General features: G+C 73.0%; 14 protein-coding genes. 1 reads left to right on the top strand and 13 read right to left on the bottom strand.

Annotated elements, in window-relative coordinates:
* Positions 1-65: 65 nt before the first annotated feature.
* From IEY17_RS10520 to IEY17_RS10490, 7 genes are all read right to left on the bottom strand, one after another.
* On the bottom strand, positions 66-224 hold the full coding sequence (locus IEY17_RS10520) for a hypothetical protein (RefSeq protein WP_188987157.1): 159 nt from the start codon (positions 222-224) through the stop codon (positions 66-68).
* A 454-nt stretch (positions 225-678) separates the two neighbouring features.
* Positions 679-1,029, bottom strand: coding sequence for a DoxX family protein (locus IEY17_RS10515; RefSeq protein WP_188987156.1), 351 nt, complete (start codon positions 1,027-1,029; stop codon positions 679-681).
* 92 nt (positions 1,030-1,121) lie between these two features.
* Positions 1,122-2,591: a xylulokinase gene (locus IEY17_RS10510; protein ID WP_188987155.1), complete on the bottom strand. Its 1,470-nt coding sequence runs from the start codon at positions 2,589-2,591 to the stop codon at positions 1,122-1,124.
* Between the two features lie 171 nt (positions 2,592-2,762).
* The gene (locus IEY17_RS10505; RefSeq protein ID WP_229680019.1) at positions 2,763-3,611 is read right to left on the bottom strand and encodes an SAM-dependent methyltransferase; all 849 of its coding nucleotides are present in this window, start codon (positions 3,609-3,611) and stop codon (positions 2,763-2,765) included.
* Between the two features lie 221 nt (positions 3,612-3,832).
* Positions 3,833-4,057: a hypothetical protein gene (locus IEY17_RS10500; RefSeq protein WP_188987154.1), complete on the bottom strand. Its 225-nt coding sequence runs from the start codon at positions 4,055-4,057 to the stop codon at positions 3,833-3,835.
* 563 nt (positions 4,058-4,620) lie between these two features.
* On the bottom strand, positions 4,621-6,141 hold the full coding sequence (locus IEY17_RS10495; protein WP_188987153.1) for a molybdopterin-dependent oxidoreductase: 1,521 nt from the start codon (positions 6,139-6,141) through the stop codon (positions 4,621-4,623).
* Positions 6,142-6,265: 124 nt separating this feature from the next.
* Positions 6,266-7,531 (bottom strand): cytochrome P450, encoded by a 1,266-nt coding sequence (locus tag IEY17_RS10490; RefSeq protein ID WP_229680018.1) that lies wholly within the window; start codon positions 7,529-7,531, stop codon positions 6,266-6,268.
* 247 nt (positions 7,532-7,778) lie between these two features.
* Between IEY17_RS10490 and IEY17_RS10485 the strand changes: the two genes are divergently transcribed.
* The gene (locus IEY17_RS10485) at positions 7,779-8,288 is read left to right on the top strand and encodes a MarR family winged helix-turn-helix transcriptional regulator (RefSeq protein ID WP_188987151.1); all 510 of its coding nucleotides are present in this window, start codon (positions 7,779-7,781) and stop codon (positions 8,286-8,288) included.
* A gap of 197 nt (positions 8,289-8,485) precedes the next feature.
* Here IEY17_RS10485 and IEY17_RS10480 read toward each other — a convergent pair whose 3' ends face one another.
* From IEY17_RS10480 to IEY17_RS10455, 6 genes are all read right to left on the bottom strand, one after another.
* A complete protein-coding gene (locus tag IEY17_RS10480) occupies positions 8,486-10,234 on the bottom strand; it encodes an ABC transporter ATP-binding protein (protein WP_188987150.1) in 1,749 nt (582 codons plus the stop codon).
* Entirely contained in the window at positions 10,231-11,868 is a 1,638-nt protein-coding gene (locus IEY17_RS10475) for an ABC transporter ATP-binding protein (protein ID WP_229680017.1), read from the bottom strand. Before IEY17_RS10475 ends, IEY17_RS10480 begins: the two co-directional genes overlap by 4 nt.
* 72 nt (positions 11,869-11,940) lie before the next feature.
* The gene (locus IEY17_RS10470; RefSeq protein WP_188987149.1) at positions 11,941-12,972 is read right to left on the bottom strand and encodes an iron-siderophore ABC transporter substrate-binding protein; all 1,032 of its coding nucleotides are present in this window, start codon (positions 12,970-12,972) and stop codon (positions 11,941-11,943) included.
* A 183-nt stretch (positions 12,973-13,155) separates the two neighbouring features.
* The gene (locus IEY17_RS10465; RefSeq protein WP_188987148.1) at positions 13,156-13,440 is read right to left on the bottom strand and encodes a DUF1540 domain-containing protein; all 285 of its coding nucleotides are present in this window, start codon (positions 13,438-13,440) and stop codon (positions 13,156-13,158) included.
* A gap of 111 nt (positions 13,441-13,551) precedes the next feature.
* On the bottom strand, positions 13,552-13,923 hold the full coding sequence (locus IEY17_RS10460) for a CBS domain-containing protein (RefSeq protein WP_188987147.1): 372 nt from the start codon (positions 13,921-13,923) through the stop codon (positions 13,552-13,554).
* A 93-nt stretch (positions 13,924-14,016) separates the two neighbouring features.
* A complete protein-coding gene (locus IEY17_RS10455; RefSeq protein WP_229680016.1) occupies positions 14,017-14,670 on the bottom strand; it encodes a phosphoribosyltransferase in 654 nt (217 codons plus the stop codon).
* Positions 14,671-14,690 lie beyond the last annotated feature (20 nt).

Here is a 14,690-nt window from a genome sequence, read left to right as displayed (position 1 = left end):
TCGGACGGGAGCTACGCGGTACTGCTTCCTCGGTGGGGTTTCGATTCAGCCGTCAGCGCAGGGCGTCACCAGCCCCGACGGCCCCAGCCGCCCCAGCGGCCCCAGCGGCCCCAGCCGCCGCCCCAGCCCCAGTGGCCCCAGCCCCAGCGACCCCAGCGGCCCCAGTTGTCATCGTCTCCCCAGCCGCCGCCTCGGTTGCTGGAGAAAATGGTGCTGATCTTCATGGTGGCCCCTCTCGCCTTCGCGAGTTCGGTGGTGTTCGCGGTTCGCGGTGTTGCCCGTGCGACAACACCAACAAGCCTCCCGAACCAGGCCCGGAGGGGCCGCATTCGAAAGGCGCATATCGTGTGCTAACCCGTACTACGCTTCAGCGCACCATCAGGTGTTCCGCGTTATGCCGCACTACCGACCCTAGTCCGGCTCACGGATCTGACCAGGGCCTTTCGCCCTGAGCACCATCCGTCGACCCTCGACTACGCACCGCGAGCACCCGTCGGTCCGCTTTCGTCGCCGACGAATCCTGTGTGGAAATCTCCGCGCCATGGTTTCTGGCATTGCTGGGCGCGCATCGGACGAGCCGAAAGTGACCACAGCGGACCGAAAAGCTCCGGGCGTGTCGACCATCCGGGGCGGGCCGGGTGCTCGACGCCTGGTTCCGGCCCGCCGTGGAGCGACCGGTCACGCGGTGACCGCGAAGGCGAACGCGGCGCCGCACAGCACGAGCATTCCCGTGCAGTTCAGGAACAAGTTCCGGCCGAAGTCCCGGGCGCGCACGTGCGTGGCGAAGGCGAGCACGAAGTAGCACACCAGGGCGGCGGTCGTCAGCACCGCCAGCGGCCGGTACCAGATGCCGATCACCAGACCGGCTGCGGCCGCCAGCTTCAGCGGCGGCAGCACCCACCAGAACCGGCGGGGGAAGCCGACGTCGACCAGGCACTGCCGGATGAACGCCACGGGTTTGAGGCACAGGACCGCGTCGCCGAGCTGGATGAGCGCCAGCGCGGCGAGCGGCCACCACGGTTGGACCACGATTCCGCTCCCTGCTGTGGTTTGTCGTTGCACAGACAGGACGGGGCGGCGGCTCGGGACGTGACAAGATGCGTCCCGCGCAGTGACGCGGTTCACCGCGGCTGGTGTACGGCACGCCAGTCCGCGAGCCTGGCGTGCACGCCCCGCAGGGCCGCGTGAGAGTCCCGGTACGCCTCGAACAGCGGAGTCAGGCGGTCCGCGTCGGGGGAGGGCGGGACAACCCGCTCCACGGCGACGGTCGCGGCCGCCGCTGACTCGACGTCGGGGAAGACGCCCGCGCCGACAGCACCCAGCAACGCCGCGCCCAGGGCCGCGCTGTCGTGCACCCGCAGCCGTTCCAGCGGTCGTCCCAGCACGTCCGCGTGGATCTGCGTCCACACGTCGCTGCGCGCGCCGCCCCCGGAGAACGCCAGCGACGACAGCGGGGAACCGCACGCGCGCTCCACCGACGCCAGTACGTGCCGCCCCGACATGGCCACGCCCTGCAGGACTGCGAGGCACAGGTCGGCGGTCGTGGTCGCCGAGCTCAGCCCGAAGAAGCTGCCGCGGATGTCGGCATCCCACAGCGGGGCGCGCTCGCCCGCCAGGTGCGGGGTGAACACCACACCCGGCACGCCGTCTGCCGCCGAGCGCAGCACCTCCTCGATGCCCAGCCCCGACACCCGGGACCACCAGCGCAGCGCGTCCCCTGCGGCCTGCGTCGGCCCGGCGTGCACGAAGAGCCCGTTGCGGGGCGGGAACGTGACGACCTCCCCGACCGGCACCGCCTCGCGGGAGGCGCCGGCGACCACCAGCGACGTCCCGCACGACACCATGCCGCGGCCCGGCTCGGTCGTCCGAGTGCCGAACACCGCCCCGTAGGCGTCCATCGTCGCCACCGCCACCTCGGCGGAGCCCAGCTCAGGCAGGTTCGCCGCACCCACCGGCACCTCGGGGTCCAGGATCTCCGGCAGCTTCCCGGCGAGCCCGTCGACCAAGCCCACCGCCTCCGGCAGGTAGCCGTCCGGGCCAGCGACCCGCACCCCGGACAGCGGATCGGTGGCGATCCGGCCGGTCAACCACGCCACCACGAAGTCCTTGGGGCTCAGTACCCACCGCGTGCGCGCCCACTTCGCCGGCGCGGTGCGGGCGAACCACTCGGCGCGCGCCCCGACGAACGACGCGTCCAGCACCACCGGCCCACCCCAGATGCGCTCCTTGTCCTGCGCGGTGAACCGGGAGTCGAGCTCCCGGGCGACCTCGGCGCAGCGCTGGTCCTGCCAGATGATCGCCGGAGCCAGCGGTCGCAGCTGGTCGTCGACGAACACGTGGGTGTTGACCTGGCTGACCACGCCGACCGACCGCACCGCCCCCGCCGGCACCTCGGAGAGCACGGTGCGCAGCCCCGTCACGCAGCCGTGCCACCAGTCCAGCGGGTCCTGCTCGGCCCACCCCGGTCGCGGCCGGGAGATCGGGTAGCCGGTCGTGTGCGCGCCGAACGGTTCGCCGTCGAGCCCGAACGCGGCGACCTTGACCGCCGTCGTGCCGACGTCGATGCCCACCATCAGCTCCGGAGTGCTCATGGGCGCCAGTATTCAGCGCGGATCAGCGCCGACCGCCCACGGCCTCGCGGCGGCGTCGAGCAGTAGCGCCACCGCCTGGTTGCGGTGGCCGTCCGCCAGGCGCGCGGATCCGAACCATGGCGTGCACGGCGCGGTGATCGCGGGTCAGACCAACCGACCAGCGTGCCGGGCTCAGGGCTTGCGCCCGACACCACCGATGTGCATCGCGTGCGCCGGGTTGTCCGGGGCGGGGAAGTCGGGGCCGGGCCGCCACCGGTTGTGCGGCACCAACCCCGGTTCGACCAGCTCCAGGCCGTCGAAGTAGCGGATCTGCTCCTCCCAGGTGCGGAAGCAGCGGGTTCCCATCCCGCTCTCGGCGAAGACCCGGGTCAGTTCCCGGGCCCGCGGTTCGCCGGTGTCGCAGGTGTTGGACACCAGCAGGTACCCGCCGCTGGGCAGCCGGCCGCGGATGTCGGCCGCCACCCCCTCGGGGTCCTCCTCGTCCTCCAGGTGCATCAGGACGCCGCCGAGCAGCACCGCGAACGGCCGGGAGAAGTCGATGAGCCGCGCGGTCTCGGGATGCCCGAAGATCGCGTCCGGCTCGCGCAGGTCCGCGTTGATGACCGTGGTGCGCGCGTCGGTGGCCAGCAGCGCCCGAGCGTGGGCGAGCACGATCGGGTCGTTGTCGACGTAGACCACGTGGGTCGCGGGGTCGATCTCCTGCGCGATCTCGTGCACGTTCCCCGCGGTCGGCAGGCCCGAGCCGATGTCCACGATCTGCCGGATCCCGGCCTCGCCGACCAGGAACCGCACCGCCTGCCGCAGGAAGCAGCGGTTGGCCTGGGCCAGCAGGGGCGTCTCGGGGACGACCTCCATCATCGCCGCGCAGGCGGCGCGGTCCACCGCGAAGTTGTCCTTGCCGCCGAGGCAGTAGTCGTAGACGCGGGCGATCGAGACCTCGTCGGTGTTGACCTCGACATCGGACAGCACCTTGACCCTCGAGTCGAGCAGTCTGTCCAGCGGTCCCGTGCCCTCAGCCACCGTCCCCAGTCCCTCCTGTGGTAGTGCGACACGTACGCACCGTCACCATACAACATCAGCTTCGCTGTCCGTCGCCTGTTCTGGCGAACTTCGGCTGATCGGTGTCCCCCGGAAAGCCGTGAAAATTTCATGAAGACGCCCGTTCGGGGACCTCCGCGGCCGGGGCGGTCGCGGCGTGGTGACTCCGCCGCGCGGGACGGCGTCCGGATGCGGCGCTGACCTCAGCTGCCGCGACCCCGACCGTCCGGGTTCGCGGCGCCGCCGCCGTCCGGTTCTCGCCGTGTTCGGGCGAACAACTGGTCGAGGTAGTGGTTCATCATCCACTCGGCGGCGTCCGCCAGCTCGCGATCACCGTCCCGCTGGGCGGTTCGGCGCTTGCGCAGGGCGAAGCTGACCTCCGCGCACAGGTCGGCACGCTCGAGTTGCGCGTGGTCTTCCCACGCCATCGGCGATCACCTTTGCTCCGGCACTGATCGGAATTCGGGATGTGACTCACGATCTCCTGGGCGCGCGGGCTCGGCCTCCGCCGGCCGCGACTCGTCCCCGGGCGTCTCCTCGGGGCCGAAGTCGTCGCGCCACCAAGGTAATCGCAGGGGTTCGGGTTCGACGGCGACCATGTCCCCATTCTGGGCTCGAGCGGTTCGTCCCGCAGCGCCGGGAGAAGAAGCGGGGCGTACGTGAACCGCGTTGCGGTTGATTCGCGTTGGCCGCCGCGCCGCCCCGATCCGGTAGCCGTCAGCGGGCGCGTGCCGCGGTCCTCTTCGGACTCCGGCACGCGCGTGCCAGCAGGGCCTGCTCGAACACAGCGACCCACACCCGTTCGTGAAGGACGCGCTACACCTGCTCACCCGCCCGCCGGCCCGGGCCTGATTTCCAGTGTTGCCTCAACCTGGGAACTTTCGGGGTTCCAATTTTGCCTGAAGTTGGGGATTTCCCGGTTCTCGGGAAGGTGTGCTTCTTCGGTGCTGGGCGCTGGCGCGGCCTTCGCCGCCCGAGCCCAGCCGGGAGGTCAGGTGCAGGTGATGCGGACCTGGTGCCATCCGGTTGCGCCGTCGGGTAACACGGGGCGGCGCTGCGCCGTCTGCACCTGGCCGGCGCGGTCGGTGGCACGGCACTCCAGCACGTGCTCGCCGGGCCGCAGGTCCAGCACCGCCCGCCACATCCGCCACGTGTCCCGGCTGACGTCGGTGGCGAGTTCCGCCGTGCGCCACGCGCCTCCGTCGGCGCGGACCTCGACCCGGTCCACCCCGGTGTGCTGCGCCCAGGCGATCCCGGCCACCACGACCCGACCCGCGGGCACCGACGCGCCGGGGCGCGGCCGGTCGATGCGGGACTGGGTCTTGACCGGCGCCTGCCGGGCCCAGCCGCGCCGCGGCCAGTAGGGCACCCGGTCGAACGTGGTGACCTCGGCGTCCACCAGCCACTTGGTCGCCGAGACGTAGCCGTACAGGCCGGGCACCACCAGTCGCACCGGGAACCCGTGCTCGGCGGGCAGCGGCTCACCGTTCATCCCCACGGCCAGGAGCGCTCCCCGGTCCGGTTCGAGCAGCACGTCCAGCGGGGTGCCCGCGGTGTAGCCGTCGGCGCTGGTGGTGAACAGCTGCTGCGCACCCGGCCGCACCCCGGCTTCGAGCAGCAGATCCCGCACCGGCACGCCCACGAACGTCGCGGTCGAGATCAGATCGCCGCCGACCTCGTTGGACACGCAGGTCAGGGTGATTGGGCGAGCCTCCAACCGGCGCCGGAGCAGGTCGTCGTAGCCGAGCACCAGTTCCCGCCCGACCATGCCGTGCAGCCGCAGCCGCCAGTCCTCGGCGCGCAGCTGCGGGGCCACCAGGGCGGTGTCGACCCGGTAGAAGTCCCGGTTGGCGGTCAGGAACGTCGGCGTCCCGGACGCGGTGAAGTCGGCGCCGGGTGGCACCGGCGGGATGGGGACCGCGGGGATGCGCGCCGCGGCGGCCTGCCGCGACAACGCCGCGTCGCCGCCCCGCTGCAGGAACCCGCCGCCCAGCCCGGCGGCGCCGGCGCCCAACAACACCAGCGCGGAGGTCACCAGGAACCGGCGCCGCTCGCCGTCCACGGCCGCGGGTTCCAGGAACGCGAGCTGATGCAGCCAGGCGAACACCACGACCCCGACCACCAGCGACGCCAGCGGTGCCACCACCGCGTCCGGGCCCAGGTCCGGGCGGGAGAGGACCGCGCCGACACCGAGCAGACCGAAGGCGCCGATCACGACCGCGCCCGGCCACCAGCTCCGCCGGGACAGCAGCCCGGCGACGACCGCCAGCACCGCGATCACCAGGGTCATCCCCGCCAGCAGTACCACCTTGTCCGCGGTGCCGAACAAGCCGATCGCGAGTTCCTTCACCGGCTCCGGAACCAGGTCGATCACCGTGTTGCCGACCGCCACGAGCGGCGACGTGCGGGCGGAGAGGACCCCCGCCACCAGTTGCCCCGTGCCCAGCGCGGCGGCGGTGGCGAGCAACCCGACGGCGGCGGCCCGGGGCCGCGGCAGCAATCCGGAACTCATGCACCTATTCGACTCCCGGGGCCCCGGATTGGCCACCCCCGATCGCCGGCGCGAGCAGTGTCACCCGCGGGCATTCCAGGGGAGATCGGCACGTCGATTGCACCGCACACCCCTGCGCGGCGGTTCAGTCCAGCAGGACGGGCAGCGATTCGAGGCCGTAGACGATCGATGCCCGCCGGAACTCCAGGTCCTCCGGTGCGATGGCCAGCCGGATGTTCGGGAACCGGCGCACCAGCGCCGGATAAGCCTGCCGGAGCTCCATCCGCGCCAGTTCGGCTCCGATGCAGCGGTGCACGCCGTGGCCGAAGGCCAGGTGCGAGGTGGGGTGGCGCTCCAGGTCCAGCTGCTCCATGCCCGGCCCGAGCGCGTCATCCCGGTTGGCGCCGCTTAATGAGCACACCACGACGTCGCCCTTCGCGATGGTGGTGCCGCCGATCTCGACGTCCTCGCGGGCGAAGCGGGGGAACGCCACCTGCACGACGGTGAGGTAGCGCAGCAGCTCCTCGACAAAACCGGTTACGGCGTCGTCTTCTTCGCGGAGGCGCCTGGCCGCCGCCGGATCCTGCAGGAGGACCAGCGTGCCGAGCGCGAGCATGCTGGCGGTCGTCTCGAAACCCCCGGTGAGCACGCCGTCGGCGAGTTCGGCGAGTTCGCGGTCGGTGATCTCGTCGCCGTGCTCCTTGATGAGCGCGCCCAGCAGGCCGTCGCCCGGGCTCTCCCGCTGCCGCCGGACCACCTCGTGCAGGTACGCCAACGACTCCGACATCGCACCGAGCGAGGCGTCCACGCCGCTGAACAGGTCGAAGCGGGCGACGCTCAACTGCTGGAAGTCGCCGCGCTCGTCGTAGGGCACGCCCAGCAGCTCGCTGATCACCAGCGACGGGATGGGCATCGCGAACTCTTGCACCACGTCGACCGGTCCGGTCGCGGCAGCCATCGCGTCGAGCCGCTGCTCCACGATGGCGGTGATCTCGGGCGTCAGCCGGGCCAGCCGCCGCATGGTGAACTCCGGGGTGAGCAGGCGGCGCAGCCGGGTGTGGTCCGGGGGATCGGTGAAACCGAGACCACCGGGGTTGTTGGCGGCGGCGATACCGAGCCGCTCCAGGTTGGTGAAGTCGTTGCTGAACCGCTTCGCGTCGCCCAGCACGGCCTTGCTCTCCTGGTAGCCGGTGACCAGCCACACGTTCACCCCGAACGGCAGCGGCAGCCTGCTGACCGGTTCCCGCTCGCGCAGCTGCGCCAACTCCGGCACCGGGTCCAGGCCGGTGCGCGTCAGCGGCATCAACGCAGCCTTCGGCACGAACGAGCCGGAGTCGAGGCCCTTTTTCCGGATGCGCGCCACGTACCGGCGCGCGACCCAGGACCTGAGCTGAGTGCGAAGACCTGCCACCGCTGAACCCCCAACAGTACGAGTGTTCCCGAGTTGCCCGCAGGCGGACACCAGTCGCGTTGCGGGCGCGAGCGGCGCCGGCATCCGCCCGGGTGAGGCGAAATCGTCCGGCTACTCTACTATGCACCGAGCAAGTGTTGCCAAAGGCAATGATCGGCGGGCTGATGTCCTGTTTGGAGGGTGTGCCGGACTCGTGGGGCGGGTTGCTCGTGTCGTGGTGCCGCGGCCGCTGAGGTACAACAAGGGCATGCCTCCCACCAGGACCGCCGGCCGTCCGGCCGCTGAGGACGTGGACGCCGTGACCGACGCCGTGCTGACGGCGTCGCGGCTGCTCGTGGCCGTGTCGGCGCGAGCGGTGGCCTCGGTCGCGGAGTCGTTGACCCTGCCACAGTTCCGGCTCCTGGTGGTGCTCGCCGGTTCGGGTCCGCGCAAGTTGGCGACCGTGGCGGAGGAGCTCGGGGTGAACCCGTCCACGGTGACGCGGATGGTCGACCGCCTGGTCGCGGCGGACATGGTGGACCGGCGGCCGAACCCGGCGTCACGGCGGGAAAGCGTGCTCGCCCTGACGGCGGCCGGGGCGGACACCGTGGCAAGGGTCACCGCCCGCCGCCGCGCGGAGATCGCGCGGATCGTCCGCCGGATGCCGACGGCGGCGCGACGCGCCCTGGTCAGCGCGCTGACGGCGTTCGCCGAAGCCGGCGGCGAGCCGCTGAACAGCGGTTCCCCGTACCGCGCCCCGGCCGCCCAGTGGCGCTGACCCGCTCGGGCCGGATCGAGCCCACGAATGGGTTCTCGGGCGCCGCCGAGCAGGCGCCGGGCGCCGGTTTTCGTCGTTGTCGAACCGTGATCGTGTCCGGCTACGCTGGGGCGGTGCGCCACGACCAGCGCTGACCCTGCGGCGTGACCCGCATCCTGCTCACCGGCGGAGCCGGTCGGCGTGCCGCGGTCGGCTCATCAGCGCTGACGGCTGCCCGACCACGCCGCCCACAACGCCGCGTACCGGCCGTCCGCGGCGACGAGCTGGTCGTGGGTGCCGATCTCCACGATCCGCCCGGCGTCGAGCACCGCGATCCAATCGGCGGCCGCGGCCTGCGCGAGGCGGTGCGCCACGACGATGCCGGTGCGCCCGCGCAACGCGTTCGCGGCCGCCGCCTCCAGTTCGCGGGCGCCGGCGCTGCCCGCTTCCGCCGTCGCCTCGTCCAGGATCGCGATCGGCGGGTCGGCCAGCACCAGCCGGGCCAGGGCGAGCTGCTGGGCCTGCGTGACGGTGAGCCGCCGCCCACCCTCGCCGACCACAGTGGACAGTCCGGCTGGGAGTGCCTCGACCCAGCCGAGCGCGCCGACCTCGGCCAGGGCGCGGCGCAGCTGCTCGTCGTCCGCGTCCGGCTGGGCCAGCCGCAGGTCGTCGGCGAGGGACCCGGCGAAGACGTGCACCTCCTGGCTGATCAGCGCCACGGCTCGCCGCGTCGCGTCCGGCCCGAGCTCGTCGAGGGCGACGCCGCCCAGCGCGATCGAACCCCGGGTCGGGCGGTGGACGCCCGCGACGAGCTTGGCCAGCGTCGTCTTCCCGGCTCCGCTGGCGCCGACCAGCGCCACCCGCTCCTGCGGGGCGATCGAGAGGTCGACGCCGTGCAGCACCGGCTGGCCCGGCAGGTACTCGTGGCCGACGTCGGCGATCTTGACCGACGCGTCAGCCGGGGCGGCGGGGCGCTCGGGTTCCGGTTCGGCGGGCAGGTCGGCCACCCCGACCAGCCGGGCCAGGCTCGCCCCGGCGGACTGGGCGTCGTCGACCAGCGCCAGCGCGGCGTTGATCGGGTTGAACAGGCTGTGGAAGTACAGCGCCGCGGCGGTCGCCGTGCCGATTGTCGCGCTGCCGTCGCGGACCAGCCAGAATCCGGTGACCACGACCGCGGACAGGCCGAGGAACTCGGCCAGGTTCAGCCGGGCGAAGAAGCGCGTCGCCAGCCGGATGCCCGCCAGCCACAACTCGACCGCCGCGCGGGACCGCTCGCGCACCCGGGAGAGGTGCTCGTCACCGAGCCGGAACGCCCGCACGGTCCGCGCACCGCCGATGGTGTCGAGCAGCTGGTGCTGCTGCGCGCCGACCGCTTCGCGTTGCGCCGCATACACCGGGATCGCCCGGCGCGCGTACCAGAGCACCGCGCTGGCCTGCACCGGAACCGCGACCAGTGCGGCGAGCAGGAAGCGCCAGTCCAGCACGGCCAGGCCGACGAGGGTGAGCGCGATGGTCAGCGCCGAACGGCTCAGTTCCGGCAGCCCCTCGCGCACGGTCCGGGCGACCACCGAGACGTCGTTGGTGACCCGCGAGGTCAGGTCACCGGCACCGGCTGCCTCGACACGCTCCAGCGGCATCCGCAGGGCCCGCTCAACGAACCGCTCCCGCAGCGCGGCGAGCGCGGTCTCGCCGAGCCGGGACATCAGCGCCAGACCCCAGGCGTTCGTGGCGCCACGCACGACGGCGACGAGCCCCAGCAGCGCCACAGGTGCCGCGAAGTCCGCGCGTCCGGCGGCCGCGGTGTCGACCAGGCGTCCCAGCAGCGGCGCGGTGAGCAGCCCGACGCCGGTCGCCGCGACCATCACCGTCAGGGCGCCGGCCGCGAGCGTCCGGTGTGGACGGAGCAGGTCGACGACCGCCCGCAGGGTGCGCCTGCCGGACGCGGTGGGCAGCAGTTCGCGGGTCACGACAGCACCACCGACCGGTACCCCGCGTCGGAACGCACCAGAGCGGCATGGCTGCCCTCGGCGGTCACCGCGCCGTCCGCGACCACCACGACGCGGTCGGTGGCGGCGAGCAGCGCCGGGGAGGTGGTGACCAGAACCGTCGTGCGTCCGCGCCGGAAGTCGGCCAGCTGCTCGGCGATGCGGGACTCGGTCACCGCGTCAACCGCGGTCGTCGGATCGTGCAGTACGAGCACCGGCGGGTCCGCGGCGAGCGCGCGGGCCAGCGCCACCCGCTGCCGCTGCCCACCGGACAGCGACTGGCCGCGTTCGGCGATCAGCGAGTCCGCGCCGCGGGACAGCGTCCGCGCCACCTCGTCCGCCGCCGCGGCCCGCAGCGCCCGCTCGACGTCGCCGGTGCCACGAGTGTCCACATTGCTCAGCAGGGTGCCGGCGAACAGGTGCGCGTCGTGGGCGGCCACCAGGACGGCCTCGCGCAGTTCGTGCGGATCGAGCTCGGTGAACCGCGTGCCGTCCAGCAGCACCGAGCCCGACGTCGGATCGACCTCCCGGCCCAGGCAGTCCAGCAGGTCGGCCGCGTGCGCCGGGTCGGCGACCACGCCCACCAGCTCGCCGGGCGCGACCTCGAGGTCCAGTCCCCGCAGGCTGCCGTGCGTGACGCCGCGCAGGCTCAGTCGACCGGCGACCTCGCGCGGTCGGCCCGAGCCGGACGCGACCGCGGGCGGCGCGGCCAGCACCTCGGCGACCCGCCGGGCCGAGGCCCGGGCCTGCGCCAGTTCCCCGTTGCCCCACGCGAAGATCTGGAACGGCGTCAGCAGGAACTGGGCGAGCCCCACCGCGGCCACCAGCTCGCCGACGCTGATCGACCCGGCCGCCGCCAGTTCCGCCCCCACCAGCGCCACGAGCGCCAGGAACAGGCCGGTGAGCGCCAGGATCGCCCCGTCGTGCCCGGCGTGGGCGCGAGCGGCCCGCAACGTCGCCCGCAGGGACCGGCGGCTGGTGTCACGGTACCGGGCCACCGCGGCGGTTTCCGCACCGATGCCCTTGATGACGCGCAACCCCGCCACGAGGTCGGCGGCCACGCCGGAGGCGTGCGCCGCGCGTTCCCGCTCCACCTCGCTGCGGCGTTCCAACGGCCTGCCGACCAGGTGCGCCACCCACAGCAGAGGAGGCGTACCCACCAGCACGAGCAGCCCGAGGGGCACGGAGATCCGCAGCAGGGCCACCGCGCTCACCAGCAGGCCCGCCAGTCCGGCGGCGGCGAACGGCAGCACTGCACCGATCCGGCCGACGCGCTGGGCGTCGTCGATCGCGACGGCCGCCAGAGCACCCGGCAGCCGACCGGCTTCGGCGCCGCCTCGCGGGTCGAGCACACGTTGGGTTACCACTGACCGCAACCGGTGCGCGGCGTGCTCGGCGGCGCCTTCCGCGGCCCGCGCGGCGAACCGGTAGCTGAACGACAGGACCGCGAACACGACCCCGAGGATCACCAGCCAGCGCACCAGCGCCGCACCGTCCCCGGTGGACACCGCCGCGTCGATGAGCACGCCGATGACGACCGGGACGAGTGCCTCGCCGCCCTGGTGCGCGCACGCCAGCAGCGACGCCCCCGCAACCCGGCCCTTCTGGGCTGCCACCGATTCCCACAGCACACTTCGCGCCGTTGGCACGAGTACCTCCGATCCAACGCACCCCCGAGCCGTGCGGGGTCAGGCCGGCGTCGCCGGGTCGCCGTCCAGGGCGGCGACCAGCCGCGGCGTGAGCCGGTCGAGCAGGTACGGCAGGCTCAGCACCGACGCGAACGAGAACGCCCGGCCGTCGTCGGTGGTCTCGTCGACGAACACCTCCCGCCCCTCCCGGGCGACCCGCAGGCTGCTGTGCACGCTGTCCCGGCGCAGCTGCTCGCCGCCGTCGGCGACGATCCACACGATCGCATCGGTGTCGAGCAAATCCGCGCGCTCCCGGCTGATGTTCGCGCCGAACCGGCCGCCGACCGCCTGGTCGAGCCCCGGTGGCAGCGTGAAGCCGAGCCCGGTCAGCACGCGGGAGCGCGGGTCCTGGGGGCCGTAGACGAAGTACCCGTCGTAGGTGGTGGCGACGAGACCGCGGGCACCGGCGAGTTCGGGGTGTCGGCCGCGCAGGTCGGCGAAGCGCCGCTCGACGTCGGCGACGAGCCGCTGCGCCTGGGCTGGTCTGCCCACGGCCCGGCCGATCGTGGTCGTCTGCTCCTGCCACGGGACCCCGTAGTCGGGGAAGGCGGCGGGCTGGGCGATCGTCGGTGCGATCCGCGACAGCGTGTCGTAGTCCTGTCGCGTCAGTCCCGAGTACAACGCGACGATCAGGTCCGGCCGCAGCGCGGCGATCCGCTCGAACTGGACGCCGTTCTCGGGTCGCAGGACCACCGGGAGCGGTGCGCTGCCGAGCTCGTCGCGCGCCCAGGGGCCGACGGCTCCGGGGTAGTCGCCGACCCACTGCGTGGTGGCGACGGGGACGACCCCCAGGGCCAGCAGGGCGTCCTGGTCGGACAACCCGACGGCCACCACGCGCTGCGGCGGTTTGGTAACCGTCGTGGTGCCGTACTTGTGCGCGATGGTCGCCGGGAAGGCACCGGGTTCGGCAGCGGTCGGCCCGTTCGCGCTGCCTGCCGGGCCGGGGCTGCCGGAGCAGGCGGTGAGCAGCAGGACGAGCGCGGCGATGCAGGCGGCGGAGCGCTGCCGGAGGCCGTTCAGGAAACCGGACATGATGATGAGGTTTGCCTAACCAAAGGGTCGAGGTCAAGTTCGGCGCCTGCGGAGGTCAGGGCGGCGCCGGCCCGACGATCTCCGGATGTGACCCGGACCGACCGTAGTGGTGCCGGATGGCAGCGGGCCACCCCGGGTGTGTCCCCGAGGTGGCCCGCCGGTGGTGGGATCAACCGGACCGCGTCACGCGGGCTGGTAGGTCAGGCAGTCCACGATGTCGTCCTGGTAGCCGACGGTGATGCCCGGTGCCCGGCACTCCAGGTCGACGTTGTGCCGGCAGTCCGCCATCTTGCAGGCGCCGACGTGCCCCACCGCGTCGGGGCTGCCGCCGCGGACGGTGGCGCTGGTGAAGGTGTCGCACTGGGCGTGGGCGGGATCGCCGACGGTGATGGCCAGCGCGTGGCAGGCCAGGTCCTGGTTGTAGGCGCAGTTCTCGGCCGTGCATCGGTTCACGACGGGCATGTCCATGGGGTTCGCCTCCGCGTTCGGGAATGTCCAGGACGTCACTGTGCCGCCGCCCCGGCGGTCCTTCCACACGAAGCCCGCCCGCTGTCATCCGATCCGGTGGGTGCGCTGCCGTCACAACCAGGTCTCGACCGCCAGCAGGTCGCGCATCGAGATCACACCGACCACCGCATCGCCCTGTTTGACCGGCAGATGGCGGATTCCGGCGTCGAGCATCCGCCGCGCCACCTCGCGGGTGTCCTCGCCGAAGGTGGCCGTGTGGACCTGGTGGGAGGCGAAGGCATCCGCGGTGGCGGTGCGCGGGTCGGCGCTCTGCGCGACGGCCCGGACCACGTCCCGCTCGGAGATGACGCCGACGATCCGGTCGTCCTCGAGCACGGCCAGCACCCCGACCTGTTCGGCGGTCATCCGGCTCGCCACCTCCTGCAGCGAGTCGGACGAGCGGCACGTCAGCGTCCCCGGGTGGAAGACCTCTTCGACCTGCATGGCTCCTCCTCGGCTGCTCCTTGCCCTTGGCTGGGGACCGTTGTGGACCTGCTCGGGACGCCTTCTCGCGGTGGGCGGCACGACGCCACGGGCCTAACCGGCGCGAGCGCTCCGGGCGCGCCGGAGCAGTTCGACCACCTCGGCGTCGGACGTCTGCGCGAAGTCGCGGTACCACTGGCCGATTGCCGCGAACCACTCCGGTGTCTCCAGACACACCTGTTCGTCGGTGACCTCCGCCAGCCGCTCCAGCGCGTGCGGCGGCGCGACGGGCACCGCGAGGACCACGCGCCCGGCACCCTGCTTGTGGGCCACGCGACACGCCACGTGCGCGGTGGAGCCGGTGGCGATGCCGTCGTCGACAACGACCACCGTCCGCCCGGTCACGTCCAGTCGCGGGCGCTCGGCCCGCAGCAGGCGCGCCCGCCGGTCCAGCTCGGTCCGCTCGCGGCGCTCCACCTCGGCCAGGTCGCGCGGGCTGACGCCGGTCTTCCACAGCACCTCGTCGTTGATGATCCGCACGTCGCCCTCGCCGATCGCCCCCATGCCGAGTTCGCGGTGGCCGGGTACGCCGAGCTTGCGCACCACGATGACGTCCAGCGGGGCGTCCAGGGCGCGGGCCACCACGAAGGCGACGACCACCCCGCCCCGGGGCAGCCCGAGGACCACCGGGTCCTCCCCGCGCAGGTGTTCCAGCTGCTGCGCCAGCCGGCGGCCGGCGTCCTCGCGGTTCTCGAACGGCACGTCCACGCACCCCCTTCTGCGCGCAG

Source organism: Saccharopolyspora thermophila (assembly GCF_014646075.1).
Taxonomy (GTDB): domain Bacteria; phylum Actinomycetota; class Actinomycetes; order Mycobacteriales; family Pseudonocardiaceae; genus Saccharopolyspora; species Saccharopolyspora thermophila.
This window is presented reverse-complemented; position numbering and strand designations above follow the sequence as displayed.

Bases quoted from the DNA above. Each gene is read 5' to 3' on its own strand.
- IEY17_RS10495 (WP_188987153.1), bottom strand. From the start codon at position 6,141: ATGAGTTCCGGATTGCTGCCGCGGCCCCGGGCCGCCGCCGTCGGGTTG.
- IEY17_RS10470 (WP_188987149.1), bottom strand. From the start codon at position 12,972: ATGTCCGGTTTCCTGAACGGCCTCCGGCAGCGCTCCGCCGCCTGCATC.
- IEY17_RS10520 (WP_188987157.1), bottom strand. From the start codon at position 224: ATGAAGATCAGCACCATTTTCTCCAGCAACCGAGGCGGCGGCTGGGGA.
- IEY17_RS10465 (WP_188987148.1), bottom strand. From the start codon at position 13,440: ATGGACATGCCCGTCGTGAACCGATGCACGGCCGAGAACTGCGCCTAC.
- IEY17_RS10460 (WP_188987147.1), bottom strand. From the start codon at position 13,923: ATGCAGGTCGAAGAGGTCTTCCACCCGGGGACGCTGACGTGCCGCTCG.
- IEY17_RS10510 (WP_188987155.1), bottom strand. From the start codon at position 2,591: ATGAGCACTCCGGAGCTGATGGTGGGCATCGACGTCGGCACGACGGCG.
- IEY17_RS10485 (WP_188987151.1), top strand. From the start codon at position 7,779: ATGCCTCCCACCAGGACCGCCGGCCGTCCGGCCGCTGAGGACGTGGAC.
- IEY17_RS10500 (WP_188987154.1), bottom strand. From the start codon at position 4,057: ATGGCGTGGGAAGACCACGCGCAACTCGAGCGTGCCGACCTGTGCGCG.